We start from the raw sequence: 25,880 nt of genomic DNA on the forward strand, positions 1-25,880 counted from the left end.
GGGAACATGAACAAATGTACAGAACGTTTATATAACGGTATTGTGAAAGAAAATCCTACCTTCGTCCTGATGCTTGGTATGTGTCCGACACTGGCTGTTACCACATCTGCCATCAATGGACTGGGCATGGGCCTTTCCACAACCGTAGTTTTGCTTTTTTCCAACATGATCATTTCCGCCATGCGTAAGATCATCCCGGACCGCGTGCGTATTCCGGCATACATCGTTATCGTGGCATCCTTAGTTACCATTGTTCAGCTGCTCATGCAGGCATATGTGCCCAGCTTATATTCTGCTCTGGGTATCTATATCCCGCTGATCGTGGTAAACTGTATCATCCTGGGCCGCGCAGAGTCCTATGCGTCTAAGAACGGCCCCCTGGAGTCCACCTTCGACGGCATCGGCATGGGCCTTGGCTTCACCATCGCTCTTACCTGCATCGGCCTTGTGCGTGAGATCTTAGGCTCCGGCGCTGTGTTCGGTCATGTGATCATCCCTGAGGATTACCACATCTCCATCTTTGTGCTGGCTCCCGGCGCATTCTTTGTACTGTCCATCCTGACAGCACTGCAGAACAAGTTCAAGGCTCCTTCTGCAACAAACGGCTCTGCTCCGAAGTCAGAGCTTGCCTGCGGCGGCAACTGCTTAAGCTGTAATGGCTGCGCGAGCATGGAGAACCACATGAAGCTGGCTGAGAAGAAGGCAGAGGAAGCGTTAAAGGCAGCAGAGGCAAAGAAAACAGCGGCCTTAAAGGCAGCAGAAGCAAAGAAGGCGGCAGAGGCAAAGAAAGCAGCAGAGGCCGCAGCAGCCAACAAGGCAGAGTAGGAGGGTGGATAAATGAAAGAGTTATTATTGATTGCCATTGGATCCGCTCTGGTTAATAACGTAGTCTTAAGCCAGTTCTTAGGACTTTGTCCGTTCCTCGGTGTTTCCAAAAAGGTAGAGACTTCAGCAGGCATGGGTGCGGCAGTTATCTTCGTTATCACCATTGCATCTGCTGTAACAAGCCTGATTTATACAGGAATCCTTGTAACCCTGCATCTGGAATACCTGCAGACCATCGTATTCATCCTGGTGATCGCAGCCCTGGTGCAGTTCGTAGAAATGTTTTTAAAGAAATCCATGCCGTCACTGTATGAGGCTCTGGGCGTATACCTGCCTCTGATCACTACCAACTGTGCGGTTCTTGGTGTGGCACTTACAAACGTACAGAAGTCCTATAACTTCGTGCAGAGCGTTGTCAACGGTATCGGTATCTCCGTAGGATTTACCATTGCTATCATCATGTTAGCCGGTGTCAGGGAAAAGATCGAACACAATGACGTGCCTTATTCATTCCAGGGTTCCCCCATTGTTCTGATCACCGCAGGACTTATGGCAATCGCATTTTTCGGATTTTCCGGATTAATTTAGAAGGGGGAGATGGAAAATGGTAACAGGAATTATTTTCGCGGCAGTGGTAGTTGGTATCCTGGGTATTCTGATCGGTGTCTTCTTAGGCGTTGCCAGCGAGAAATTTAAAGTAGAAGTAGATGAGAAGGAGATCCTGGTAAGAGCAGAGCTTCCCGGTAATAACTGCGGCGGCTGCGGCTTTGCAGGATGTGACGCCCTGGCAAAGGCCATTGCAGCCGGCCAGGCAGATGTAGGAGCCTGCCCCGTAGGCGGCGCTCCTGTAGCAGAAAAGATCAGCGCTATCATGGGCGTTGCAGGCGGAGCTTCCGAGAAGAAGGTTGCTTTCGTAAGGTGTAAGGGAACCTGCGATAAGACAAAGGTGCAGTACAACTACTACGGCATTGATGACTGTAAGAAGGTATCCGTTGTTCCGGGCTCAGGCGAGAAGGCCTGTGCCGTGGGATGTATGGGCTATGGCTCCTGCGTCAAGGCCTGTGCATTTGACGCTATCCATGTGGTAGACGGCGTAGCTGTTGTGGATAAGGAAAAATGCGTTGCCTGCGGCAAGTGCGTGGCCTCCTGTCCAAACAACCTGATCGAGCTTGTTCCTTACAAGGCAGAGCATCTTGTACGCTGCTCCAACCACCAGAAGGGCAAGGACGTAAAGGCAGTCTGCGATTCCGGCTGTATCGCATGTACCATGTGTACAAAGCAGTGTGAGTTTGACGCCATCCACATGGTGAACAACCTGGCTGTGATCGACTATGAGAAATGTACAAATTGCGGCAAGTGTGCTGCAAAGTGTCCGGTGAAGGTCATTGTTTAAGCTGTGACACTGGAATAATAGGATGAAAAAGAAGGGGACTGGCAGGTTCAATCTGTCAGTCCCTTTTTTGGCTGCCGGGAAGCAGCTGTTAATATCGGATATTCTTCTGGCGTATCATATTAAATTTGACAATGGCTGTGTTGATATATTCGTTGGCAAGAATGAGAGGGGCGTCGTTGGAGCTGTAATTGACGCTCCTTAAATACAGGAAGGGTCTTGTTCCCAGCTTCTCTAAATCCGTATATTGGGAGAGACCGGGGACCTCGGTGGTCAGAATGGTGTCGATCTCTACTTTGTCCCATTGGATCCTCTGGCCGGAAAGGCTGTAGATGTATTCGTAAATGGAATTTTCATAGCTGCTGAACTCTGCAAAGGAGTCTTCTCCGCCAATAAGGGAAAGACTGAAATAATCCCGGCAGAAGGCGCATAGAGTATTGTCTGCAAAGAAAAATTTCTCTGCAAGGATCAGCTGCTCCTCCGGGCTCATGTGCAGGGCCTGACAGACAGCCTCCTCTCTGGGAACCCTGGCAATGCTAAGAAGCTTTACTGAGGGCTGATAGCCGCTGTTCTGGATCATCTGGGTAAAGTCCATGCAGGGGTTGAAGGTGACCTTTACATTAAGAGAATCCACATTGACAAAGGTTCCCTTTCCCTGACGGCGAAAGACAATGCCTTCCGCTGCCAGATCGTTCAATGCCTGCCGGATGGTTATGCGGCTTACGCCGATGATCTCTGCCAGGCTTTCTTCTCTGGGAAGTTTATTTTTTTTCGAAATCCATATTGCGGATATAGGTAAGTATCTCACGTTTTGCCTGTTCTGAAAGAGTCAGGGCATTGAGTCTGCGGTATTCCAATTTAGTAGCCCCCTTGCATTGTGATATTACCATTATAAAGGGTGGTTTGGGCATTCATCCCCGAAGTAGTGGTCAGGAGATCATTCCATCAATCCCAATAACCCTCATGTACTTTTGCTGCTTCGGCTTCCACCTCAGCCACAGGCCCGATCACCTGGATGTCCTTCTGTCCTCTGGCAAATACTTCGCGGCACGGCAGGTCAAAAGTGGGATTTTGTTCATGGCTGCCTGTTAATTCCAGAAGACGGCGCTCTGTCATGCCGTACACCACCCGGCCGATATTTGCCCAGTAGATAGCTCCGGCACACATAGCACATGGCTCCGCTGTGGTATACAGGGTACAATCCCAGAGATAATCCTTCGAGTATTCATGTGAAGCCCTTGCAGCCAGAGTGGCCTCCGCATGGCCAGTACAGATTCTTTCCGTGATCTCAATATTTCCCTGTTCCATGATAATATCGCCCTCTTTGTTGACCAGAAGGGCTCCGAAAGGGGTATTTCCGTTGGCTCTGGCCTCCCTGGAGATTTCGATGGCCCTTCTTAAGTAGAAAGCATGGCTTTGGTAACTCATAGTAGTTTTCCTCCTAGTTTATTAAGAGATATTAGGTAATAGGTATTACCTTTATAAAAACTATCCTATCATAGGAAAAGGCGTATTGTAAATATGAAATATAAACAAGGTTTGCCGGTGTTTTATACAAGAAAACCAGCCTTTGGATATTTTGCATAATCCGTTTTTGGATAATACTGGAGAGAAATTGTGAAAAATGGAAAAAGTGGGGGATAAACCCTATTTTCCGCCATTATTCGACGGAAGATGCGGAAAGTAAAAAATAGGAAGAAATCCCATAAAATCGTGGATTTTAGTTAACATAAAGCAAAGGACAGAAATCGTGAGATTGAAAATGAAAATTAATAATTAACAATAATGTAACAAAAACGTAAAATAGTAGACGGCATTATGCACAATAAATTCCATAAAATAAAGATAAATATGGACTAAACGAATAAGATAAATTACAAATATTTCAAAACGAATAAAAATTGTAACAAAGATGTTAAAACTCTGTTGACTCTAAATGAGAAATCCCATATAATTAGCCCAATATCCCAGAAAAACATGCATAAAGTGGGAGAAGAGAGAGGAATTTGTATGCTTACATTACATTCATTCCTTCATGCGGTGTTCCTTTTTGTGAAGTCCCTGACTGTAAAGGTGACAAAGGAAATGCACCGCACCTCATCCGTTCTTATGACAGGTATGATGGTAGTTGCAGTGGTTGCATTTTCTGCAAACGGTTTTGGCGGGAGCGGAAAGAATGCGCTGGCAGCTCCGATCATAGAGGAGATGGAAGAAGAAGCGGAGGAAGAGGAGACAGAAGGAAGCAGTCTTGTTACGGAAGCAAAAATACAATTCGGACTTTTCGATACAGACAGCGAGGGCCAGCAGTTTGCAGGCGCGCTGCTGGAAAAGAGTGTCCGTGAGAAGCAAAAGAGGCAGGCAGCCGCGCAGACAGAGATCGAGGCACTGCAGAAACAAATATTAAAGGAAAAACAGGAAGAAGAGAGACGCAGGAAGGAAGAAGAGGAGCGGAAAGCCGCCAGAAGGATATCCGTGTCTGATGAAGATTATCAGATATTGCTCCGCATTGTCCAGGCAGAGGCCGGGGGCTGCGATGCAAAGGGAAAGATCCTGGTAGCCAACGTGGTGATAAACAGGGTGCTTTCCCAGAAATTCCCAGGAACAGTCAAGGCTGTGGTGTATCAGCCATCCCAGTTCCAGCCGGTATCCACGGGCGTGATCAATTCCGTTAAGGTGTCGTCTGAGACGATTTCATGCGTGGACAGGGCCTTGTCCGGTGAGGACTACTCCTCCGGCGCTCTCTATTTTATGAACAGAAGGGGCTCAGGAAGCGCTGCATCCTGGTTTGACAGCCGGCTCACCTATTTATTTGCCCATGACGGCCATGAATTTTTTAAATAGGGATTGAGTTTCCCCTGCCTTTTGGTGTATACTGAAGGGGCAGATAAGCAAGAAGCTGCCGGGAAGCAGGGGCGTGAGCAGCCTGTTCATTCCCAGCGGACTTTAGGGACAAAGGAGAATGGGAACATGATTTTTGATGAGAAGAAAAATCTGGATTTTTACAGAAATTTAGGCATCGAGGGAAGATATGCCAAGGCAGTGGATTTTTTACAGAACACCGATCTGGCAGCACTGGAGCCAGGCAAGTATGAGATCGATGGCAAGAATGTGTATGCCAATGTCAGCGCTTATACCACCATCCCGTGGGAGGAGGCCAAATACGAGGCTCATGAGCATTACACTGACATCCAGTATGTGATCGAGGGCAGCGAGATCATGACCTATGCTCCTGTACACGAGATGACAGTCAGGACGCCTTATAATCCTGATAAGGATGTGGTGATCTTTGAGAATACCACCCAGGGCCTTCAGATCGTCACTGGTCCGAACCAGTACCTGATCTTCCATCCATGGGATGCCCACAAGCCAAAGGCAGCCAATGGCGAGCCGGCGCCGATCAAGAAGGTTATTGTGAAGATTAAGGAAGATTAATCGTTTTGCCATATTTGACAGATCATAGAAATGCCGCGTTGCTGTTTGATTTCAGCAGGGCGGCATTTTTGCGCCCAAAAGCGGACACTGTTTTTTCACTTTTCTTAAGAAAATCTTCTATTGTGTGCCATGTCAATATATGGTATCCTAATAAAAGAAAAGTGTATTAGTATGATTAATACAGATAAATAGTACACGAAAGGAGAGGGGGATGGCAGATGATTGTACTGGATTACAGGGACCGCAGGCCGATTTATGAGCAGGTGATCGAGCGGTTTGAAGAGCTGATGTTCAAGGGCGTGCTGGTACAGGATGCGAAGCTTCCGTCTGTGCGGAGCCTTGCCACAGAGCTTTCCATTAATCCGAATACTATTCAGAGGGCATATACAGAGCTGGAGCGCCAGGGCTATATCTATTCCGTGAAGGGAAAGGGCAGCTTTGTGGCGGACTGGAGCCGTGTCAGGACGGGCATGGTAAAGGAATGGGAAAAGGCCTTTGATGAAGCAGTGATGGAAGGCCTGCGCATTGGCATGACAGAGGAGGAAATGGAGGCGCGGTTAAAGCGGATGGCCAAGCAGGCAGCTGAGAGCGGCAGGATGCAGGACGCCAAAGAGAGAGGCCGCTTTGAGGCAGCCGCAGAAGGAAGCCCTGGGCCGGCAGATGGGCAAATGACAACAGAAAGGGGAGAAAGCCATGATTGAAGCAGTGAACCTGACAAAACGCTTTGACGATATACTGGCAGTGGATCACATCAATGCAACCATAAGGGACGGCAGCGTATTTGGCCTCATTGGTACAAACGGCGCCGGCAAGTCCACCTTCCTGCGCCTGGCAAGCGGAGTATTGAAGCCGGACGAGGGACACATCACCATAGACGGACACGAGGTGTTTGAGAATCCGTCAGCAAAAAAGCGTTTTTTCTATATCTCAGATGAGCAGTTCTTTTTCAGCAATGCAACGCCTCTTGAGATGATGGTATATTATAGGAAGGTATACCCTGAATTTGATGCAGAGCGGTTTCACAAGCTTATGAAGAATTTCGGGCTGGATGAGAAGCGGAAAATCCACACATTTTCCAAGGGAATGAAAAAGCAGGTGTCTGTCATCTGCGGTGTCTGCGCAAACACGGACTATCTGTTCTGCGATGAGACCTTTGACGGCCTGGATCCTGTGATGCGCCAGACGGTCAAGAGTATTTTTGCAGCGGATATGGAGGACAGGAATCTGACGCCTATCATTGCCTCCCACAATTTGCGGGAGCTGGAGGATATCTGCGATCATGTGGGACTGCTCCACAAGGGCGGCATTCTGCTGTCCAGGGATCTTGACGACATGAAGCTGAATATCCACAAGATCCAATGCGTCCTTCAGCCGGGAATGGAGCCGGAGGATCTGGTGGCCCTTGACAAGATATCCGTCGAAAAGAGGGGAAGGCTCAACACGCTGACCGTGCGGGGCACCAGAGAGGAAATCGAGGCAGTGCTGTCCTCCTATTCCCCGGTATTTTATGAGTGTATCCCTCTTTCCCTTGAGGAGATCTTTATCAGTGAAACGGAGGTGGCTGGTTATGACATCAGGAAGCTTGTTCTTTAAGTTGCAGAGGGAGGACCTGAAGCGCCGCGTGTGGGCCATTGCCCTTTTGCTGCTGGCCTTCTTTTTTGCAATGCCTGTGAACCTGGCGCTTAACATGGAAAATGCAGAAAACACCCATTATTTCCGGCACAATAACTATGAGCCTTTCATACAGGACGGCAGTATGCCCCAGCAGCAGTATCAGGAAAGGCTGCAGGCCTTGAAAACCATGTTAGTGGAAGACCAGGCCGGATTTGGGAATGGCCTTCTGATATTTTTGATGCTGACAGCCGCAGTGGTGATCGGTGTCTCCAGCTTTTCTTATCTTCATAATAAGAAAAAGGTGGATTTCTACCACAGCATTCCTGTGAGGAGGGAGCTGCTGTTTGGAGTGCAGTTTGCGGACGGCATTCTGATCACGGGAGCAGCATTTCTGATCAATGCCTGCCTGCTGGCAGGAGTATCCCGGGCTTACGGCGTGCCTGTTTCCTCCATTATGGGGTGCATATCCAGAAGCTTTGGACTGAATATGCTCTATTACTGCCTGAATTATGTGGTAGTGACTGTGGCTATGATGATGACGGGAAATATGATTGTAGGCCTGCTGGGCACGGGAGTTTTCTTCTTTTTTATGCCTGGGCTTATGCTTCTGCTTATGGGGTACTGCGAGACCTTTTTCATCACAACGCCCCATTCCGCCTGGAGTTCTGACGGATCCCTCCTTTTGTGGGGGATGAAGTACTTATCGCCCTTCAGCGCCTATATTATGGCTGTGTCACAGGAGTTCCAGAAGGGAGAAGGCTATACTCTGGCACTGATCAATACGGTATTTGTATTTTGTGCGCTGACAGTGCTGTCACTGGAGCTTTACCGAAAACGTCCATCCGAGGCAGCAGGAAAAGCCATGGCATTTAAGAGGAGCATGGCTCCTATCCGTATTATTCTGGTGCTGGGAGCGGGCCTTGCCGGGGGAATGTTCTTCTGGGCACTTCAGAGCAGCTTAAAATGGGGGCTCTTCGGAATGATAGCAGCCGTAGTGCTGTCCCATTGTATTATTGAGATCATCTATCATTTTGATTTTAAGAAGCTGTTTTCCCACTGGATCCAGCTGTCCGTCTGCCTGGCGGCAGGAGTTCTGTTTTTCTTAAGCTTCCGCTACGACTGGTATGGCTATGATTCCTATATGCCCGGCAAGGAGGACATTGCCTCTGTGAGCGTGGATATTGGAGAGGACAGTGACTGGGTCTGGGGAAATCCGGCTGTGCAGGAGGGACAGAGAGGCAGCCTATCCTTTGAATATCCAGTCCGGTATAAGCGCCTGGAGCAGGAAATGAGGGTAACAGACGTGGATACCGCCCTGATTCTGGCAGAGGAGGGCCGCAGGTATGTGCTGGAGGACAGGGAATACCGCCTGGGCAAGGAGAGGGAGGAGAACTATGCAGAAGGAGAGGCCGCGCTGTTAGATCCCGACAGTGCATCCAGTGTCTCCGTTATCGGCGGGGCAGACGGTCCGACCTCAGTGTTTGTGGCAGGAAAGCTGTCAGAAAAATACTATACCCAGATGACCATCACCTATCAGATGAAGAATGGGCGCAGCGTAAGCCGGAGCTACTATTTCTATCTGTCCGAGGTAATGGACGCCTACAGAAAGCTGTATGAGAATGAGGAGTATAAAAACGGACTCTACTATATCTTAAATGAGACGCCGGAGAAATATGCCCTGGCCCGGTATGAGGAGGGCACTTTCAGCAGCATGGTACAGGATGGCGCTGACCTGGGACGCCTGTTTGATGCCTATAAGAAGGATCTGGCAGCTCTGACCCTGGATCAGAGAATAGAAGAAAGCCCTGCAGGCAGTCTTAACTTTGTGAGCAGGGAGGTCTATGACTATGTAAACCAGAGGAAGGAGGCCTTGCTATCATACTATGGGTCAAGGAAGAGCCATTCTGATGCCGCAGTGGAATATATGCTGGATAATACCCAGTCATGGCCGGTATATCCTTCCTTTACAAATACCATAGAGGTATTAAAGAGCCTGGGAATCGAGCTGGGAAGCTCTTTCAGAGCGGAGCACGTGAAGCGCATCGAGGTGAACGTTTGGAACAGCCGCTACAATGGAGAGGGGAACGGCACCCTTATGTTTGATGGGGAAGAGGAGATCCGCCTTCTCATGGAGCATATGGTAGAAAGCGAAATGTGGCAGCTGGATGGATTTAAGGACGCGCTTCCGGTATCCAACGTGGAGATCTTTATGGACGATGGCAGCACCATGCAGGGAGTATTGGTGGCAGACAATATGACCCCGGAGGTTCTGCAGCTGTTTGCAGGAATTTCCTTTGAATAGCAAATTCTATCTTGAAAAGCCGGAAAAAAAGAAATATAATAGGAGGAGGTAAAAGGGCTCGTAGCTTAGCTGGGAAAGCGCTGCGTTCGCAACGCAGAGACCGTGGGTTCGAATCCCATCGGGTCCATTTACTATCTGACAGAATGGAAAAGGGTTGACATTTTTCCGGAAAAAACTATAATCAAAGAAGCAACGGAGCATTTATCAGGCGGGCAGTCTGGTATGTGCTCCGTTGTTTTTGGTTTACAGAATGCAGAAAGGAATATTACAGAGGGAAGAGACATGTCAAAGATTGCGATGAAAAGGGAGAGAAATACAGCGGACTTTATGGTCCAGTGCCTGGAGGAAGAAGGAGTAGAATATATCTTCGGTATTCCAGGGGAGGAAAATCTGGCGGTGATGAATGCCATTGAAGAATCCGATATCCGTTTTATCACGGTGCGCCATGAGCAGGGGGCGGCATTTATGGCAGATGTATACGGAAGGCTCACCGGAAAGGCAGGCGTATGCCTGGCAACATTGGGGCCTGGGGCTACCAACCTGATCACAGGCGTGGCGGATGCTGACAGCGATGGTGCGCCTTTGGTGGCGATCACGGGACAGGTGGGAACGGAGCGCATGCATATTACCTCTCACCAGTTCCTTGATCTGACAAAGCTGTTTGAACCAATTACCAAGAGGACGAAGATGGTGGTGCGGCCTGATACCATGGGCGAGATCGTCCGTCTGGCCTTCAAATATGCAGAGAGCGAAAAGCCGGGGGCAGCCCACATTGACCTGCCGGTAAATATCGGAAAAATGCCCGTTGCGGATACAGAGAAGCCCTTAAAGAAGAAGATCGCGCCCAGGGAGCTGGCAGAGCTGGAGTTTATACAGGACGCAGCCGGCCTGATCTTCCAGGCCAAATCTCCGGTGATCCTGGCTGGAAGCGGCGCAGTGAGGGCAAGGGCGGCAAAAGAGCTGACAAAGTTTGCCCAGAAGCTGAAAATCCCGGTGATCAATACCATGATGGCAAAGGGCATTATCCCATTTGACAATCCCTATTCCATGTGGACCATCGGCATCCCTCAGGCGGACTATCAGAATAAGATCATGGAAAAGGCAGACCTTGTCATTGCCGTGGGATATGATATTGTGGAATACGCTCCGGCCAAATGGAACGGGGACGGAAAGCACTCCATCATCCATATCGATGCCAGGCCTGCCCACATCAACAAGCTGTACCAGCCGGAGGTCGAGGTGGTGGGAGACATCTCCGATTCCCTGGCCCAGATAGCCAGAAGGACAGCCAGGAATGCAGAACCCCAGGAGGCGTTGGAGATCAAGAAGGCTATGGTGGAGGAATACCGCCAGTATCAGGAGGATCCCTCCTTCCCCATGAAGCCCCAGAGAATATTGAGCGATATCAGGAAGGTAATGGGGCGGGATGATATCCTGATCTCCGACGTGGGCGCCCATAAAATGTGGATCGCCAGGGATTACCAGTGCTATGAGCCCAATACCTGCATCATCTCCAACGGCTTTGCCACCATGGGGATCTCTGTTCCCGGAGCCATGGCGGCAAAGCTGGTAAACCCGGATAAAAAGGTGCTGGCAGTCAGTGGAGACGGCGGCTTCATGATGAACTGCCAGGAGCTGGAGACAGCCAGGAGAGAGGGGATCCCCTTTGTCACCCTGATCTTCAATGACTCCAGCTACGGCCTGATCAAATGGAAGCAGATGGACCAGTATGGGAAGAGCTGTTTTGTGGACTTTACCAATCCCAATTTTGTGAAGCTGGCAGAGAGCATGCACATGATCGGCTACAGGATCGAAAAGGCCGAGGACCTGGTGCCTACCCTGGAGAAAGCCTTCCGGCAGACAGTGCCCGTGCTCATTGACTGTCCGGTGGATTATTCGGAGAATACGAAGCTGACGGAGCATTTGAGGGAGCTTATGGGGAAGCTGTAAAGAGAACTATGATAAGGTTTTATGGCCTTAGGAGGAGCACCCGCTGCATCCGGAGCACCCGCCTCCCTGCCGGGGAGTACCAAACACAAGCTCATGGAGCTTCCTTCCGGTGGGAGTGGCTGCCAGGCCGCCTTCTGCTGTCTCCTTCAGCGCAGAGGACATGGACTCTCCGACCTTTTTCATGGTCCAGATGACCTCATCGGCGGGAATAGCGCTTTCGATGCCTGCCAGAGCCAGCTCTGCAGCCACAAAGGCGCCTGCCACGCCGGAAGCATTCCTTTTGATACAGGGGATCTCCACCAGTCCGGCAACGGGATCACATACAAGGCCCAGGATATTTTTCAGGGCGATGGCAATGGCGTGTTCCACCATCCCTGGTGTGCCGCCTGCCAGCTCTACGATAGCAGCAGCTGCCATGGCAGCCGCGGAGCCGCACTCCGCTTGGCAGCCGCCCTCAGCGCCAGCCAGGGAAGCATTGTTGGCGATCACCATGCCCACGGCAGAGGCAGTAAACAGGGACATGACACAGTCCCGCCTGGAGCAGCCCTTTTCCTGCTCCATGGTGAGAAGGGCCGCCGGAAGGATGCCGCAGCTTCCGGCAGTTGGGGCAGCCACAATACGCCCCATGGAGGCATTGAGCTCTGAGACGGCCAGAGCGCGGTAGAGAGCGCCGGACAGGAAGGAACCGGTCAGACTCCTTCCGCTTTCTGAAACCTGGCGCATTTTAAAAGCACTGCCGCCGGTGAGTCCGCTGGTACTTTTTAAATGCTCATCACAGCCAGGGGCAATGCATTCTGCCATAACCTGGTAGTTTGCCTCCATTTGACGGTAGATGGTTTCCTCCGGCAGCTCCATCTGCTCCGCCTGCTGCTTTAATACGATAGCAGAAATGGGAAGGCCCCATGTTTTGGCTGCCCCTGTGATGGAGGCAACGGAAGAATAATGAAAGTCTAATTCCATAAGTGTTTTCCTCGTCTTTCTTCACTGTTCAGTAAATTCATTCCCGCGGCAGCGGGCAAAGCGGAATTACGCCGCGCAAGCAGCCAGCCGCCGGAAAACCTGGCTATATGGGCTGCAGCATGGTGCTGGAGTACACATTGTCCAGAGTTTTGATTTTTTCATTCAGCTCCTCGCCGAACAGGCCGTCCACCTCAATTGTCATGACAGCCTCGCCGCCCCGTTTCTGGCGGGACAGCCGGAAATTGCAGATATTGGCCCCGGCCTCTGCCATCACCTCTGTCACGGAAGCGATCGTACCAGGCGCGTCTCTGTGCAGCACGATCAGGGTGGTCTGCTGCCCTGTAATGGAGACTGCCATGCCGTTGACCTCTGTCACGAGGATATTTCCGCCGCCTACGCTGCTTCCAAGCAGGGAAACCTGCCGCCCGGTGGAATCTGTCAGGGTGACTCTGGCTGTATTGGGATGGGCTCCGTCAATGTCTCCAGTGGAAATATTCACCTGAAGCCCCTGTTCCCTGGCAAGCTCCGGCGCCTGGCGGATGCGGCTGTCGTCCGTTTCCATGCCCATGATACCGGCGATCAAAGCTTTATCCGTACCATGCCCTTTATAGGTTTTGGCAAAGGAGCCGTGGAGCAGAATATCCGCCTTTACAGCAGGAGCGCCGAGAAGCGCCCTGGTAATACGTCCGATCCTCGCTGCCCCTGCTGTATGGGAGCTGGAAGGCCCGATCATAACCGGCCCCAGAATATCAAATACGTTCATAAGAAGTATTCCACCTTTCTGTCGATACATGTATAGATATACTTCCCTATATTATAAATGAAAAAACGGGGATAGGGAAGAAAAAACGTTCTCCTCTTAAAAAATTTGGAATTCGCTGTCATACTATAAAATAGGAAAGAGCATATTCGGAAGGTATCCGTCATTCGGGCGTGAACCTTTTCTTTTTGATGAAAATACAAAAAATTACGTATTTGAACAGAAAATACAGTCGGGAAAAGAGCTGGAATTAGAATAGTTACCTGGGCAGACGGTTACAAAGGCCCTGACCAGCTATAGGTGTATCGGCATTTGCATGCTGGCCAGCATAAGGGCTTGTAGGGATTCTGTTTTTGAGGTATTATAAAAAAGTATTTTGTGGATATGATTGAAAATATTATATGTTAGCAGATGATAGAAGGAGCCTATGGATTTTGTAACTGACTTATACAACTACTATCCGGAAAGCCTGTCTGATTTTTGGAAGGGCGCTGTTATTGCTGTTATGATTCTTACAGGGGCGGCGGTCTGGAGAATGTATTGCGTGAAGCTGGCGAGCAAGGGCCAGGCGATTGCGTTGACATTGCTTATTACTTATTTATTTTCCGTATACGCCGCTACGGTGTTTTCAAGGCCTGTGCATGCGGATTATTCCTATGAGCTGCTGCCCTTTTGGTCGTACCGGGCGATCCGGGGGGGCGAGAAGAGCCTGATAAAGGAGAATTTTTATAATGTGTTAATGCTTATGCCGGTGGGACTTCTGCTTCCTGCGGGCGGCGTATTTGAGTTTACCATGAAGTGCAGGCATAAGCGCAGTGCACTATCTGCCGGATATGAGAAAAAGAATGCTTTCTATACAATATTAGCTGGCTTTCTTGTCTCCTTATCTATTGAACTGATGCAGCTGATCTTTAAACGCGGCTTGTTTGAATTTGATGATATGCTGCATAACACGATAGGGACGGCGATAGGCTATGGGATTTATCTGGGGATCAGATGTCTGTGGTATTAGGAAAAGTGTATCAACGGTATGGTCAGGCTTAGAAGGAAATATTTGGAAATAATGTGTCAGTGATAATCTCGGTGTGTAATTTGCTATTATAGGCTTTTAATGATAAAATCGAAGTATGCTGGGTGGATCATCGATGATGAGGTTCGGGAGATGCTTCATTATTACGGGCAGGATGAGCATTATGAAACGGTAAAAGAGTGGTATGCTGGCTACCGGTTCGGAAATGCGGATGTTGGCATTGTGATCGAGGGAAAGTATGCAAAAAGTGGGAAAGAGGAAGCGGAGTGCAGGGAAGCTCTGAAACAGATCATTAATAAGCGGTATATGGATTCACTGCACCAGGCTGGGATCCATAGGATACTGAAGTATGGAATTGCCTGCAACACAAAGAAATGCCGGGTTATGCTGGAAATAGAATAGTTATCTGAGCGGACGGTTATATGGAAGGTAGGCAGCGGCGGCTTCAAAAAAGCCCGGAAATCGGCGGTGTTCTTAAGAACATTTTGCAGGATTTCCGGGCTTTTTGCAGATTATGGGTGTAACACAGAAGGAATATCCTCATATTTTGAAAGAAATGTTGTTCTTTGTCGATCCAGACAGTATAATAAGGAAGGGGGGAGAGGGGGATTTCTTCTCTTGTATGGAAGTACTGGAGGTTATGGCATGGAATTTGAAAAATCAGAGAATGGTTCCGTTGATAGAGAGGATAATGTTCTTTATTATAGTGGAAGGATGAAGAAGCGGATGCTGTTTATCCCTGTGGCTCTGACCTTTGGGGGAATTTTCTTTCTTTATCATATGAATAATACGATTGAAATCTTTGGTCCTGCATATTTTGCGGAAAGACAGGGGGCTGGTATGGTATTGGGACTGTTCCTTGCTCTTCTGATATCCAGAATCGATTATCATTTGGTTGCAAAAATATCTCCCTGGATCCTGCTGGCCTGCATCTGCTTGATCCGGGCCGGGGAGTACGGTTTCGCTCCCGTACATACCGGACGAGATAACATGTGGCTTCAGATCGGTCAGATCGACCAGCTTCGCGTCAGCTTTCGGGAGCTTATAATGACAACGGCGTGCGCCATGACAGCAAAGCTGGCAGTCCGCAAGAAGGGGGAGCGGGTTGGCTGGGATTTCCTTATACAGTATATGCTGGTGGCTTATGCATTTGTACTTCTCCACAGTCTTTACGGGTTTATGATGTATACTTTTATGGTATGCGCGATCCTTTTTATAAAATGCCCAAAGCTTGCAGGGGCTGTTTTCACGGGAATACTGATACTAGGTGTGATGATAATATTGGATTCATACGAGATGAGGGAGGATTCTTTTCTTGGCATGGCCCAGGAGTCCGTCTATGCCATGGCTTCAGGAGGCTGGTTTGGGATAGGCCTGGGCTCTCAGACAGCGGCCTTTCATATGGATGAGATGCAGAGCAGCTTTATTATGTCTGGGATCGTCCGGGAGATCGGCTGGTTGGGAGTAAGCTCGGTACTTCTTATATATCTCGCTTTCTTTTGGGATGGGGTAATGATCGCTTTTAAGGCCGCCGACAGGCTTGGATTTTATCTGGCCGCTGCTATAATGGTAACATACATGATCAGACTTGGACTGAATCTGCTGATATCCGTTGATCTTATTCCATATACGCCGGTAAGCATTCCTTTTATAAGCTACGGCGCTTCGGTCCTGTTAAATGATTTTATTCTGGTGGGAATCCTGCTGAGCATTTCCAGAAACAGCCCGGAACCAGCAGGGAGGTAAGGAACATGATGATATTTGTTATTGCAGGTATAGCAGGCCTGATACTTTTCGCTCTGCTGCTGGTAGTTGTCCTTCGGGCAAGAAGCGGGAAGGAAGAAAATACAAGGGAATACTATGCCTTCAAATGCATCGCCCTTCTGATCGGTCTGGCAGGGGATGCGATCGCAACGATCATGGCTCCCAGTTCAGTCTGGGATTTTCTGGCAGCATTGTTCCATGTTCGATCTCAGGACTCGGAGCTCATTGCCCTTATCAGCAGAATTTTGATCGTGTTCATATTCCTGCTGTGCTGGCTGCTTGTTTACAAAACGTATGCGCATTGGAACGGTCCAGTCAGCCGCCGTCAGCATCAAAGAGACACCCAGGAGATGGAAAGCGGTAGCATGCTGGAGGATTTTCTTTTGGTTGCCTCAGGGGGAGTGAAAAGGGACTTTGATTTGAAGGTTTACCGGCCGGCAGCGGATTTTGAGGAATATCAGGAAAATGAGATTACGAAGGAGCTGCCCTGGCATATTGAATTTGCAAAAATTTATATGCTGATGTCAAATCAGGCTCATATTGATGTGAAGCAGGACTGGCATTCGCAGGAGCACTGCTTTATCTCTTCCTATTCTGCAGAGCATAAGATTGCCATATATTGTTCCAGCAGGGTTCCGTCTGATGAACAGGTGGAAGCCTATATTGCCTATATCCATCAATTACATAAAACATATTTCCGCATTGTGGTCGCAATAAAGGAAGGCGGAGGGAAGGATTATGTCAGATCCGTAGGAGGAGAACAGATAGAATATATATTCAAGGAAAATGCCTTGGACCGCCTGGTTGATTTCTCTGAATATTTCAGGGCAGTGGAGGCGCTGTACAATCAGCCCCTGATGGGAAGCACCCAATTTACAATCGAGGATGTTTATGTGGAGCCTGTCTGCGCGGAGGGAATGAACGGCGCGGATCATAAGCTGAATGGATATGTGGAGGAGTGGCTTAAGGAGGATGGAAACAGACAGCTGGCTTTGCTGGGTGATTTTGGTCAGGGAAAGACATTGTATTCCATTTATCTGACATACCATATGATCCGAAGCCAGTCAGAGAGGATCCCTATTTTGATCCCTCTCCGCAATAAATCGCCCCGGAATTCAAATCAAGCAGAGATTTTATCCTATTTTGCGGTTCAGTATGGAATCAGCGCAGAAGCATTGCTCCTTCTGAATGCCAATGGGCGTTTGCTGCTGCTTTTTGACGGCTTTGACGAGATGGATCTGATCGGTAATGATGATATTCGGAAGCGCCATTTCAAGAGTCTGTGGTCGCTGGTCATGCCCAAAAGCAAGGTGCTGATTACCGGACGGCCCAACTATTTTCTTGATCCGCAGGAAATGAAAAGCGCGCTGGGGCTGCGGGCAGGTACAGAGGAGCTTCCATATTGTCAGGAGCTTTTTCTGCAGCCATTCAATCAAGATCAGATTTTGGAAGCGCTGCGGAATGCAAAGGAATCCGTACAGAAGGGTATTCAATATATTTTGCAGAATAACATTTCCAGATCCTTTTTGGATTTGATCAGCCGTCCGTCACACCTGTTTTTGGTCAGCCTGATCTGGGAGGAAAGGGAGCTGGAAAAGAAGTATCATAATCTTTCCTCTGCTACCATTATCAACGAATTTCTGCAGAATTCCTTTGAACGGCAGGCTGCAAAGGGCGGATCTGCGCCATATTTCTACCTGTCTCCAGCTGAGCGGGAATATTATATGACTGGCATTGCCGTTAAGATGTACAAGATGGGAGAGACGGCGATCACTTATGAGTCCTTCAATGATGCCATTGTGGACTTGACAGATATGTTTCCGGAGCAGTTAAGCCTGGAAAATCCGGTGTTTATGGACCTGCGCAACGGTAAGTCTGTAAGCGATTTTGCACAGGAAGATATCAATTCCATGCGTGCTATTATGAATGATGTGAGAACCTGCGGCATTTTGGTGAATGATTATGTGAACAACGGATTGGCATTTGCTCATAAATCTTTTTTCGATCTGCTTGTGGCTAAGTTCTATATGGGGAAGGTTCTCCGGCTTCATGACTCGTCAATGATAATATCAGATACACTGTCCTCTGTCAGTGCATACAATCTGAAATCCAGAGGGGATTTTGCCGTAAGGAAATTGCTGGCAGAATTAATTGCCTCCAGGATCACTATGAATATGAAAAGCACCAGTGAGAGTATAAGATGTAAAAAAATGTTTGAGCAATGTCAGAAAACCATTATGCATTTTCCCATAAGGTTTTCCACTCAAAGGCTTTTTGATATGTGTCTGAAAAAGCATAAAAGGATGAGGCCGATCGGTTATCACGAACGCAGGAGCCTGCGCGAAGCCAGAAGGCTTTCGATGGTATTTTTGATGGCTCCTTTGATGATGGTCCTATATCTTGGACGAGGAATCCAATTAACGATGCAGTACAGGGAAGAGGCTCTTAAGTTTTACCGCATGATCAGGCTGACGAAGGGTGCTGCGGTCGGTGGATCGCTGACAGCTTCTTATAAGATCATAGCCTTTGTTTTCCTTGGTGTTTTTGTAGGATGGCTGGCGGCCTGCCGCGTTGGTGAGATCATGATGGTTTCTTTCCGGAATAAAGCGGACATTGTCCTGCTGACCTGGTATTATACCTGTTTGGAAAATCACGTGTCATACAGAACACTCAGCAAATATTTTTCGCAGGAGGATTGGCATGTGTTTTTGAAATACGCTGAGGGGAGGAATCTGGAGAAGGTTTTAAATGAATTCTGAAACATACAATGCTTTGGGAGAGCTTGAGTTTCCGCGGTGCAGCTTGCGGAAACTCAAGTTTGGGAGAGGGATTGACAATCCCTCCAATGAAAGCTACAATCATACATATCATTAGGCCGGCAGCTGCAAAAGTCATGATACCAGATTTTCCAGCCCGCCGTTACAGATGGAAGGAGCATGGAAGCATGAGACCATGGGAAAATAATATACGACAGGTAGTGCCCTATGTGCCGGGAGACCAGCCGAAGGGGGATAAATTGATCAAGCTGAATACAAATGAGAATCCATACCCTCCGGCTCCGGGAGTGGCAAGGGCGCTGGCGGAAATGGATATCGACCGCTTTAGAAAGTATCCGGATCCGGCGGTTACCGGATTGACGGAGGCTCTGGCAGAGCGCTATGGGCTTAAGCCGGAGCAGGTGTTTGTGGGAGTGGGTTCGGATGATGTGATAGCGATGGCATTTTTGACATTTTTTAACTCGGAAAAGCCTGTTCTCTTTCCGGATGTTACCTATTCTTTTTATAAGGTATGGGCAGACCTTTTCCGTATCCCTTATGAGACGCCAAAGCTGGATGCTGCTTTCTGCATCAGGCCGGAGGATTACAAGAAGGAGAATGGAGGCGTGATCTTCCCGAATCCCAATGCACCGACCGGAGTTTATATGCCCCTGGACCAGGTGGAGGAGATCATAAAGAGCAATCAGGATGTGATAGTTATTGTGGATGAGGCATATATTGATTTTGCAGGTGCCTCAGCACTGGAGCTGTTAGACCGCTATGAAAACCTGCTGGTGGTGCAGACCTTCAGCAAGTCACGGTCTATGGCTGGTATGCGTATCGGCTTTGCCATGGGACATCCTGACCTGATCAGGGCGTTGAATGATGTGAAGTATTCCTACAATTCTTATACCATGAATATGCCTTCCCAGATCCTGGGAGTTGAGGCTGTGAAGGATGAGGCCTATTTCCAGGAGACAAGGCAGAAGATCATTGATACCAGAGAGCGGGCAAAGGTGCGCCTTAGGGAGCTTGGCTTTACATTCCCGGATTCCCAGGCCAACTTTATTTTTGCCTCCCATTCCCTGGTACCTGCAGAGCAGATCTTTGAGGCTCTGAAAAAGAATCAGATTTATGTGCGCTATTTTCACGCTCCCAGATTGGACAACAGCCTGCGTATCTCCATAGGTACGGATGAGGAGATGGAGCAGCTCTTTACCTTTTTGGAAGGATATTTGAAGGAGGCTGCCTCCGGGCAGTAGGCGACAGCAGATCATTGCCGGGAGCGCAGTTTGACGGGTGATCGTATGGACAGAAATGATAGACAGGAAGAGGGATGGAAGCATTACCTGCGCCTTCTCATCAATATTGGGATACCTGGGGCGGGATGGCTTCTTTTGTGCCTGCTGGGACCAAAGCTTTTGGCATTTTTCATGCCCTTTGTGATCGGGTGGGTGCTTGCCATGATCGCGAATCCGCTGGTCCGTTTTCTGGAGAGGCGGCTCAGGCTTGTGAGAAAGCACAGCTCCCTGCTCATTGTGGCAGGAGCCCTGGCTCTTGTGATAGGGGTGATCTATCTTCTGGTATCCAGGAGCATTTCCATGCTGGGTGCATTTATCAGAGATCTGCCGGAGCTTTATGCCAGTATGGAGGCGGATGTGATGAGGAGTATGGAACAGGCAGACCGCCTGCTCCTCTTTCTGCCGGATGATATTCAGAAGACCTGGTCGGATATGGGGAGCAATCTGGGCTCCTATCTGAGCATGGCAGTGGAAAAGGCGGCTTCCCCGACAATGGAGGCGGCCGGGACAGTGGCAAAAAGTATTCCGGCCATGCTGGTATACTCCGTGGTGACGATCCTGTCTGCCTATTTCTTTATTGTGGACAGAGAACCCATCATGGAATTTATCAGAGGACATATGCCGCAGTGGGCCCAGGGATATCAGCTTTACCTGAAACGGGAGGTCTGCCGTCTGGTCAGCGGCTATTTTATGGCCCAGTTTAAGATCATGGGCGTGGTGTGGTTCATTCTCACAGCAGGCTTTCTGGTGCTGGGAGTGGGGTATGCGCCCTTGTGGGGCCTGCTGATCGCATTTCTGGATTTCCTGCCTGTGTTTGGGACGGGGACGGTACTGGTTCCATGGGGGATCATCAAGCTGTTGGGAGGAGAATACGCCTTTGCCGCAGGACTCCTGCTGCTCTATGTGCTGACCCAGGTGATCCGTCAGGTGGTGCAGCCGAAGCTGGTGGGGGATTCCATGGGCTTAAATCCGCTGCTGACCCTTTTTCTGCTTTACCTTGGCTTTAAAATGAACGGGATCGCAGGTATGATCCTGGCAGTGCCTTTGGGCATGTTTTTTATGAACCTGTACCACTATGGGGCATTTCGGAATATAACGGAGAATTTCCGGACCCTGGTCCGGGATATCAATGAGTTCCGCAGAAGGTAGAGAAAATCAGGCGCATATAGGTTTTAGGAGAAGTGTACGATGAAATTGGAAAATAACCTGGATACGGACCAGGTAAGAGGGCTGGTATGGAGGCTGGCATTTCCCTCCATGCTGGCTCAATTTGTCAGTGTGTTATATAGTATTGTGGATCGTATGTATATTGGAAATATCCCGGATACGGGGGCTTTGGCTCTGGCCGGGGCCGGAGTCTGCGGTCCGATCGTCACCCTGATTTCTTCCTTTGCAAGCTGGGTGGGAGTGGGAGGCGCGCCTCTCATGAGCATCCGACTGGGACAGAAAAATGAGAGGGCGGCTTACCAGATCGTGGCTAACTGCTTTGCACTCCTTGCAGGAATGGCAGTGTGCATCATGGCGGCAGCATATCTGTTCAAGGATCAGCTGCTTCGGTGGTTTGGTGCAAGCCAGTCCATTTTCCCCTATGCAGATGCGTATTTGAGCTGGTATCTTGTGGGGACGGTGTTTGCCCTTTTGTCAACAGGTATGAACCAGTTTATCATCTGCCAGGGATATGCAAAAATGGGAATGCTGTCGGTGGTGATCGGGGCCGTATGCAATATTGCCCTTGATCCTGTGTTTATTTTTTATTTTCATATGGGAGTTAAGGGGGCAGCGGTTGCCACGGTGATCTCCCAGGCAGCTTCCTGTGCCTGCGTTCTGGGCTTCCTCTTTGGAAAGAGGCCCATTGTGCCAATTACCTTTGGGGGCTACAGGCGGAGGATCATGCTCCAGGTGCTTATGGTGGGGCTTTCCCCCTTTTTGATCATTGCATCTGACAGTGCGCTGATCATTGTGATGAATATGGTGATCCGGCACTATGGCAGCACATCGAGAGGTGATATGCTGTTGGCCTGCAATACCATTGTCCAGAGCTTTATGCTGATGATCACCATGCCGCTGGGAGGAATTACCGGAGGCACGCAGACTGTTCTGGGGTATAATTATGGTGCAAACAGGCCTGACAGGATACGGAAGGCGGAGAAGCACATTGTTTTTCTGGGCCTTGGGTTTACGGCGGTCATGTTCCTGATCGCCAGATATGGTTCTGGGATGTTTGTGGGCCTGTTTACAAGGGATGAGGCCTATAGGGATATCAGTATGTGGGCGATCCGGGTGTGTACTCTGTGCATTGTGCCCCTGGCTGTCCAGTATACGATCGTAGACGGCTTTACGGGCATGGGGATCGCGAAGGTGGCAGTGAGCCTGTCCATGTTCCGTAAGCTTATCTATTTTATGGGAATGCTGGTGCTCCCGGCTGTGTTTGGCGTGGAGGCGGTATTTTTTGCGGAGCCTGTTTCCGATGGGATCGCCTGTATTTCTTCGTCGTTGACCTTTCTTCTGCTGAGCGGAAGGATATTGGGAGACGGAAGACGGCTTTAACTTTGATACATAATAATGAAGGAGCGGAATATGAATATATTGGTTAGCGCCTGCCTGTTGGGCGTGGAGTGCAGATACAGCGGGGATGGAGCAGTGGCTCCTGGGATAAAGGAACTTCTGGGCCATTACAGCCTGATCCCTGTGTGCCCTGAGATCATGGGAGGTCTGGCTACCCCCAGGACGCCTGCGGAGAGACAGGGGAACCGAGTGGTTACAAGGGATGGCGAGGATGTGACGGCTGCCTATGAAAGGGGAGCGAGGGAGGTCCTGAAGCTGGCAAGGCTTCTTGGCTGTCAGGCAGCCATTTTGAAGGAGCGCAGTCCATCCTGCGGCCGGGGACGGATCTATGACGGGACATTTTCCGGGATCCTGACAGATGGGAACGGAGTGTGCGCAGAATTGTTGGAATCAGAGGGCGTAAAGGTATATGGAGAGAGCCGGATCGCACAGCTTCTGGAGGAAGCGGAAAGGCAGAAAGCATGAGTGAGAACGAGAAGCAGCGTGTACCCAGGAGCAGAAGCCGTTTGGCATTCCAGGAGCGGAAGCAGGAGCAGAAAAAGAGGGCGCAGGCGGCCGCAGTAATCGGACTGTTTGCAGCGGCCCTGTGTATCGGTCTTTATGTGTATAAGGCTCAGGGCTTTTCCGATACCTACCTTCCCCACACAGTAGTCAATGGAATCGAGGTGTCGGGAAAGACGGCAGAGGAGGTAAAGTCCCTGATCGGCCAGGGGGTGAAGGAGTACCGCCTGGAGCTTGCTTTAAGAGGCGGGGAGAAGGAAACGCTGACAGGAGAGGAGATCGGGCTTCACACGGTATTTGACGGGAGCCTGGAGGAGATCATCCACCAGCAGAATCCCTATGCCTGGCCCAGATATCTCCTAAAAGGGCCGGATTATGATATCCGGACCATGATCGACTATGATGGGGAAATGTTAAGGGAGCGGATCAAAAATCTGTCCTGTATGGATGGGGAGACGGCTGTGCCTCCTGCAGATGCCTATCTGTCCGATTATATCCAGGGCCAAGGCTATGTCATTGTCCCTGAGGAGGAAGGAAATACGCTCAATGAAGGGCTGGTAGAGCAGGCTGTGGTCAGGGGAGTAAAGGATCTTTCAGCGACTGTGGATCTGGAGCAGGAGGGCTGCTATCTGGAGCCCGCTGTCCGGTCTGAGGACGAAGGGCTGAGGGCGGCAAGAGACGCCAGAAACCATTATGTAAATGCCGTCATCACTTATATATTTGGAAGCAGCAGGGAGGTGCTGGACGGAAGCAGGATCCACCAGTGGCTGATAACAGAGGGAGGACAGGTGAGCCTGGATGATTCCCGGATTTCAGAATATGTGAAGGAGCTTGCTGCAAAGTACAACACGGCGTACAAAAAAAGGAGCTTTCGGACCAGCTATGGGCAGAGCGTTGAGGTCAGCGGAGTTTACGGCTGGCGCATCGATCAGGCAGAGGAGGCAAAGGCTCTAAAAGCAGCCCTGGAGGCAGGAGAGAGCAGTGAGCGTGAGCCTGTATATGCCCAGAAGGCAGCCAGCCATGACGGGAATGACTACGGGACCACCTATGCGGAGGTGAATCTGACTGCCCAACACCTGTTTTTCTATAAAGACGGAGAGAAGATACTGGAATCTGATTTTGTATCAGGTAATGTATCAAGGGGGCACACAACGCCGCCTGGCCTTTTCAGCCTTACATATAAACAGAGGGATGCAGTTCTGAGGGGAGAGGGCTACGCCACTCCTGTCAAGTTTTGGATGCCCTTTAACGGCGGTATCGGATTCCATGATGCCAGCTGGCGTTCCTCCTTTGGAGGCTCGATCTATAAGACCAGTGGTTCCCATGGCTGCATCAATATGCCCTATGAGGCCGCAAAAACCCTGTTTGAACATGTATACGCAGGAATGCCTGTTATCTGCTATAATCTGTCCGGGACAGAAAGCGGAAAGGCAAGCCAGGCATCGGGAAAGGCCTCTGCGGGTACAGGGGCAGGAAAAACATCCCAGAGCGGGGCACAGCCCGCTTCTTCCGTGCCGCAGCCCGCGGCTCCTCAGGGAGGCCAGGCAGCACAGCCCACAGCGCCTGCCGCGCAGCCTGCAGTGCCGGAGGGAGGCCAGCAGGTCCAGCCGGCAGCTCCGGTAGTCCAGCCGGCAGGTTCAGGCGGTCAGACAGGAGCTTTGGGAACCCAGCCTGGGGCTGCTGAGGGAGGACAGGCGGCCGGACCAGGCGTGACAGGTGCTGTACAGGGAAGCCAGCAGGTTGAACCTGCTAAGCCGGAGGAGACCCAGCCATCATCGCAGCCATCAGAAGGCTCCGGGGGCCAGGCTTCCGGTGTGCTGACTCCCGGTGTGACCATTGCTCCTGTGGATAATTCAAAGGCTTCCAATGGACCTGGCAGCTACGGTCCGGCCTTCCAAAATTCCGGTCCAACGGAAAAAGCAGGTCCCGGAGTACCGTAAAAAAGCCGCCGTTTTTGGAGAAAAATGGAATATTAGGAAGGAAAAAGGCTGGTTTTTGCTGTGATTTTGTTGACAAACCGGGAAAAGCATCATATAATGCCTTTATTGCATCTGGGGATTTACATAAAGTTTAGATACATATATTTATAGTAAGAATGTCAGGGAGGACATGGATTATGACAGAAGTGAAAAAGGAAGCGGAGGCAGTTGTCCAGGCTGAAGTAAAGGCAGCTGCACCAGTGGAAAAAGAGACAAAGACAGCAAAGAAGACAACAGCGAAGAAGACCACAGCAAAGAAGGCTGCAGAGCCAAAGGAAGCTGCGGAGAAGAAGCCAGCGGCAAGGAAGACCACAGCAAAGAAGGCCGCAGAGCCAAAGGAAGCTGCAGAGAAGAAGCCAGCAGCAAAGAAGGCTGCAGAGCCAAAGGCAGCAGCAGAAAAGAAGCCGGCAGCAAAGAGGACTACAGCAAAGAAGGCTGCGGAGCCGAAGGCAGCTGTGCATTTCCAGTTTGAGGGAAAGGACATTGTTGCAAGGGATGTGCTTGATAAGGCTGTAAAGGCATATCAGGAGGCACATGAAGGTGCAGAGGTGAAGGAGATCGAGCTGTACATTGTAGCCAGCGAGGGAGCCGCTTATTACGTAGTAAACGGCGAGGCATCTGATGACTACAAGATCATCCTGTAAGGCTGTAGGTGCCCTGTCTCACGAAACATGAACGAGACAAGACACTCGCATCTGCCGGAAAGAGATTTTCAAACATGTTTTAAAAAAGGAAGCACATGGGGCTGCTG

24 protein-coding genes and 1 tRNA gene are annotated in these 25,880 nt (G+C 49.9%); 21 read left to right on the plus strand and 4 right to left on the minus strand.

What is annotated here, in order from left to right:
• The first annotated feature begins 6 nt into the window (after nt 1-6).
• Genes rsxE through LIZ87_RS12195 form a run of 3 tightly spaced genes read left to right on the plus strand, consistent with a single transcriptional unit; the run spans nt 7 to nt 2,218 of the window.
• Complete coding sequence (gene rsxE, locus LIZ87_RS12185) at nt 7-825, plus strand: electron transport complex subunit RsxE (RefSeq protein WP_227147328.1); 819 nt, start codon at nt 7-9, stop codon at nt 823-825.
• Between the two features lie 12 nt (nt 826-837).
• Entirely contained in the window at nt 838-1,413 is a 576-nt protein-coding gene (rsxA, locus tag LIZ87_RS12190; protein ID WP_178314743.1) for an electron transport complex subunit RsxA, read from the plus strand.
• 16 nt (nt 1,414-1,429) lie between these two features.
• Complete coding sequence (locus tag LIZ87_RS12195; protein ID WP_227147331.1) at nt 1,430-2,218, plus strand: RnfABCDGE type electron transport complex subunit B; 789 nt, start codon at nt 1,430-1,432, stop codon at nt 2,216-2,218.
• An 88-nt stretch (nt 2,219-2,306) separates the two neighbouring features.
• On the opposite strand, the gene LIZ87_RS12200 is transcribed toward LIZ87_RS12195, so the two are convergent.
• Together LIZ87_RS12200 and LIZ87_RS12205 are read right to left on the minus strand one after the other, a co-directional pair.
• On the minus strand, nt 2,307-3,023 hold the full coding sequence (locus tag LIZ87_RS12200) for a GntR family transcriptional regulator (protein WP_227147333.1): 717 nt from the start codon (nt 3,021-3,023) through the stop codon (nt 2,307-2,309).
• A 137-nt stretch (nt 3,024-3,160) separates the two neighbouring features.
• Nucleotides 3,161-3,643, minus strand: coding sequence for a nucleoside deaminase (locus tag LIZ87_RS12205; protein WP_227147335.1), 483 nt, complete (start codon nt 3,641-3,643; stop codon nt 3,161-3,163).
• Nucleotides 3,644-4,225: 582 nt separating this feature from the next.
• Here LIZ87_RS12205 and LIZ87_RS12210 point away from each other — a divergent pair.
• The 7 genes from LIZ87_RS12210 (at nt 4,226) to LIZ87_RS12240 (ending at nt 11,513) form a co-directional block, all read left to right on the plus strand.
• Entirely contained in the window at nt 4,226-5,056 is an 831-nt protein-coding gene (locus tag LIZ87_RS12210; RefSeq protein ID WP_227147337.1) for a cell wall hydrolase, read from the plus strand.
• A 126-nt stretch (nt 5,057-5,182) separates the two neighbouring features.
• Nucleotides 5,183-5,647, plus strand: a complete 465-nt coding sequence (locus tag LIZ87_RS12215; protein WP_227147339.1) for a YhcH/YjgK/YiaL family protein — start codon at nt 5,183-5,185, stop codon at nt 5,645-5,647.
• A gap of 218 nt (nt 5,648-5,865) precedes the next feature.
• Nucleotides 5,866-6,348, plus strand: coding sequence for a GntR family transcriptional regulator (locus LIZ87_RS12220; RefSeq protein WP_178315319.1), 483 nt, complete (start codon nt 5,866-5,868; stop codon nt 6,346-6,348).
• Nucleotides 6,341-7,240: an ABC transporter ATP-binding protein gene (locus LIZ87_RS12225; RefSeq protein WP_227147341.1), complete on the plus strand. Its 900-nt coding sequence runs from the start codon at nt 6,341-6,343 to the stop codon at nt 7,238-7,240. Before LIZ87_RS12220 ends, LIZ87_RS12225 begins: the two co-directional genes overlap by 8 nt.
• A complete protein-coding gene (locus tag LIZ87_RS12230; protein ID WP_227147343.1) occupies nt 7,194-9,563 on the plus strand; it encodes a DUF6449 domain-containing protein in 2,370 nt (789 codons plus the stop codon). The genes LIZ87_RS12225 and LIZ87_RS12230 overlap by 47 nt, the downstream gene beginning before the upstream one ends.
• 54 nt (nt 9,564-9,617) lie before the next feature.
• Nucleotides 9,618-9,690 (plus strand) — tRNA-Ala (locus LIZ87_RS12235).
• 155 nt (nt 9,691-9,845) lie between these two features.
• Nucleotides 9,846-11,513 (plus strand): acetolactate synthase large subunit, encoded by a 1,668-nt coding sequence (locus LIZ87_RS12240; protein WP_227147346.1) that lies wholly within the window; start codon nt 9,846-9,848, stop codon nt 11,511-11,513.
• 27 nt (nt 11,514-11,540) lie between these two features.
• Here the strand turns inward: LIZ87_RS12240 and sdaAA are convergent, their stop codons facing one another.
• Both sdaAA and sdaAB read right to left on the minus strand, forming a co-directional pair.
• Entirely contained in the window at nt 11,541-12,473 is a 933-nt protein-coding gene (gene sdaAA, locus LIZ87_RS12245) for an L-serine ammonia-lyase, iron-sulfur-dependent, subunit alpha (RefSeq protein ID WP_227147349.1), read from the minus strand.
• 103 nt (nt 12,474-12,576) lie between these two features.
• Nucleotides 12,577-13,236 carry an L-serine ammonia-lyase, iron-sulfur-dependent subunit beta gene (gene sdaAB / locus LIZ87_RS12250; RefSeq protein WP_178317388.1) on the minus strand — a complete coding sequence of 220 codons (660 nt, stop codon included), beginning with the start codon at nt 13,234-13,236 and terminating at the stop codon, nt 12,577-12,579.
• 424 nt (nt 13,237-13,660) lie between these two features.
• Between sdaAB and LIZ87_RS12255 the strand changes: the two genes are divergently transcribed.
• The 11 genes from LIZ87_RS12255 (at nt 13,661) to LIZ87_RS12305 (ending at nt 25,773) form a co-directional block, all read left to right on the plus strand.
• On the plus strand, nt 13,661-14,245 hold the full coding sequence (locus LIZ87_RS12255; protein ID WP_178317387.1) for a VanZ family protein: 585 nt from the start codon (nt 13,661-13,663) through the stop codon (nt 14,243-14,245).
• Between the two features lie 99 nt (nt 14,246-14,344).
• A complete protein-coding gene (locus tag LIZ87_RS12260; RefSeq protein ID WP_178317386.1) occupies nt 14,345-14,665 on the plus strand; it encodes a PD-(D/E)XK nuclease domain-containing protein in 321 nt (106 codons plus the stop codon).
• 112 nt (nt 14,666-14,777) lie between these two features.
• Nucleotides 14,778-14,981 (plus strand): hypothetical protein, encoded by a 204-nt coding sequence (locus tag LIZ87_RS12265; protein WP_227147352.1) that lies wholly within the window; start codon nt 14,778-14,780, stop codon nt 14,979-14,981.
• The gene (locus LIZ87_RS12270) at nt 14,978-16,009 is read left to right on the plus strand and encodes an FtsW/RodA/SpoVE family cell cycle protein (RefSeq protein ID WP_227147355.1); all 1,032 of its coding nucleotides are present in this window, start codon (nt 14,978-14,980) and stop codon (nt 16,007-16,009) included. Before LIZ87_RS12265 ends, LIZ87_RS12270 begins: the two co-directional genes overlap by 4 nt.
• Before the next feature lie 5 nt (nt 16,010-16,014).
• Nucleotides 16,015-18,786, plus strand: a complete 2,772-nt coding sequence (locus LIZ87_RS12275) for an NACHT domain-containing protein (protein ID WP_178317384.1) — start codon at nt 16,015-16,017, stop codon at nt 18,784-18,786.
• 185 nt (nt 18,787-18,971) lie between these two features.
• Nucleotides 18,972-20,045, plus strand: coding sequence for a histidinol-phosphate transaminase (gene hisC / locus LIZ87_RS12280; protein WP_227147357.1), 1,074 nt, complete (start codon nt 18,972-18,974; stop codon nt 20,043-20,045).
• Nucleotides 20,046-20,090: 45 nt separating this feature from the next.
• Nucleotides 20,091-21,233 carry a sporulation integral membrane protein YtvI gene (gene ytvI / locus LIZ87_RS12285; protein WP_227147362.1) on the plus strand — a complete coding sequence of 381 codons (1,143 nt, stop codon included), beginning with the start codon at nt 20,091-20,093 and terminating at the stop codon, nt 21,231-21,233.
• Nucleotides 21,234-21,272: 39 nt separating this feature from the next.
• Nucleotides 21,273-22,631 (plus strand): MATE family efflux transporter, encoded by a 1,359-nt coding sequence (locus LIZ87_RS12290; RefSeq protein WP_227147364.1) that lies wholly within the window; start codon nt 21,273-21,275, stop codon nt 22,629-22,631.
• Between the two features lie 30 nt (nt 22,632-22,661).
• Complete coding sequence (locus tag LIZ87_RS12295) at nt 22,662-23,114, plus strand: DUF523 domain-containing protein (RefSeq protein WP_227147367.1); 453 nt, start codon at nt 22,662-22,664, stop codon at nt 23,112-23,114.
• Nucleotides 23,111-25,090, plus strand: coding sequence for a L,D-transpeptidase family protein (locus LIZ87_RS12300; RefSeq protein WP_227147370.1), 1,980 nt, complete (start codon nt 23,111-23,113; stop codon nt 25,088-25,090). Before LIZ87_RS12295 ends, LIZ87_RS12300 begins: the two co-directional genes overlap by 4 nt.
• A gap of 176 nt (nt 25,091-25,266) precedes the next feature.
• Nucleotides 25,267-25,773 (plus strand): DUF6465 family protein, encoded by a 507-nt coding sequence (locus tag LIZ87_RS12305; RefSeq protein ID WP_227147373.1) that lies wholly within the window; start codon nt 25,267-25,269, stop codon nt 25,771-25,773.
• The last annotated feature ends 107 nt before the right edge of the window (nt 25,774-25,880 follow it).

The sequence above is a fragment of the Lacrimispora sp. 210928-DFI.3.58 genome (assembly GCF_020554865.1).
Lineage (GTDB): Bacteria > Bacillota > Clostridia > Lachnospirales > Lachnospiraceae > Enterocloster.

Excerpts from the sequence above, each read along its gene's own strand:
- rsxE (WP_227147328.1), top strand. The coding sequence starts at position 7 with ATGAACAAATGTACAGAACGTTTATATAACGGTATTGTGAAAGAAAAT.
- rsxA (WP_178314743.1), top strand. The coding sequence starts at position 838 with ATGAAAGAGTTATTATTGATTGCCATTGGATCCGCTCTGGTTAATAAC.
- LIZ87_RS12195 (WP_227147331.1), top strand. The coding sequence starts at position 1,430 with ATGGTAACAGGAATTATTTTCGCGGCAGTGGTAGTTGGTATCCTGGGT.
- LIZ87_RS12205 (WP_227147335.1), bottom strand. The coding sequence starts at position 3,643 with ATGAGTTACCAAAGCCATGCTTTCTACTTAAGAAGGGCCATCGAAATC.
- LIZ87_RS12210 (WP_227147337.1), top strand. The coding sequence starts at position 4,226 with ATGCTTACATTACATTCATTCCTTCATGCGGTGTTCCTTTTTGTGAAG.
- LIZ87_RS12215 (WP_227147339.1), top strand. The coding sequence starts at position 5,183 with ATGATTTTTGATGAGAAGAAAAATCTGGATTTTTACAGAAATTTAGGC.
- LIZ87_RS12220 (WP_178315319.1), top strand. The coding sequence starts at position 5,866 with ATGATTGTACTGGATTACAGGGACCGCAGGCCGATTTATGAGCAGGTG.
- LIZ87_RS12225 (WP_227147341.1), top strand. The coding sequence starts at position 6,341 with ATGATTGAAGCAGTGAACCTGACAAAACGCTTTGACGATATACTGGCA.
- LIZ87_RS12240 (WP_227147346.1), top strand. The coding sequence starts at position 9,846 with ATGTCAAAGATTGCGATGAAAAGGGAGAGAAATACAGCGGACTTTATG.
- sdaAA (WP_227147349.1), bottom strand. The coding sequence starts at position 12,473 with ATGGAATTAGACTTTCATTATTCTTCCGTTGCCTCCATCACAGGGGCA.
- sdaAB (WP_178317388.1), bottom strand. The coding sequence starts at position 13,236 with ATGAACGTATTTGATATTCTGGGGCCGGTTATGATCGGGCCTTCCAGC.
- LIZ87_RS12255 (WP_178317387.1), top strand. The coding sequence starts at position 13,661 with ATGGATTTTGTAACTGACTTATACAACTACTATCCGGAAAGCCTGTCT.
- LIZ87_RS12260 (WP_178317386.1), top strand. The coding sequence starts at position 14,345 with ATGATAAAATCGAAGTATGCTGGGTGGATCATCGATGATGAGGTTCGG.
- LIZ87_RS12265 (WP_227147352.1), top strand. The coding sequence starts at position 14,778 with ATGGGTGTAACACAGAAGGAATATCCTCATATTTTGAAAGAAATGTTG.
- LIZ87_RS12270 (WP_227147355.1), top strand. The coding sequence starts at position 14,978 with ATGAAGAAGCGGATGCTGTTTATCCCTGTGGCTCTGACCTTTGGGGGA.
- LIZ87_RS12275 (WP_178317384.1), top strand. The coding sequence starts at position 16,015 with ATGATGATATTTGTTATTGCAGGTATAGCAGGCCTGATACTTTTCGCT.
- hisC (WP_227147357.1), top strand. The coding sequence starts at position 18,972 with ATGAGACCATGGGAAAATAATATACGACAGGTAGTGCCCTATGTGCCG.
- ytvI (WP_227147362.1), top strand. The coding sequence starts at position 20,091 with ATGGACAGAAATGATAGACAGGAAGAGGGATGGAAGCATTACCTGCGC.
- LIZ87_RS12290 (WP_227147364.1), top strand. The coding sequence starts at position 21,273 with ATGAAATTGGAAAATAACCTGGATACGGACCAGGTAAGAGGGCTGGTA.
- LIZ87_RS12295 (WP_227147367.1), top strand. The coding sequence starts at position 22,662 with ATGAATATATTGGTTAGCGCCTGCCTGTTGGGCGTGGAGTGCAGATAC.
- LIZ87_RS12300 (WP_227147370.1), top strand. The coding sequence starts at position 23,111 with ATGAGTGAGAACGAGAAGCAGCGTGTACCCAGGAGCAGAAGCCGTTTG.
- LIZ87_RS12305 (WP_227147373.1), top strand. The coding sequence starts at position 25,267 with ATGACAGAAGTGAAAAAGGAAGCGGAGGCAGTTGTCCAGGCTGAAGTA.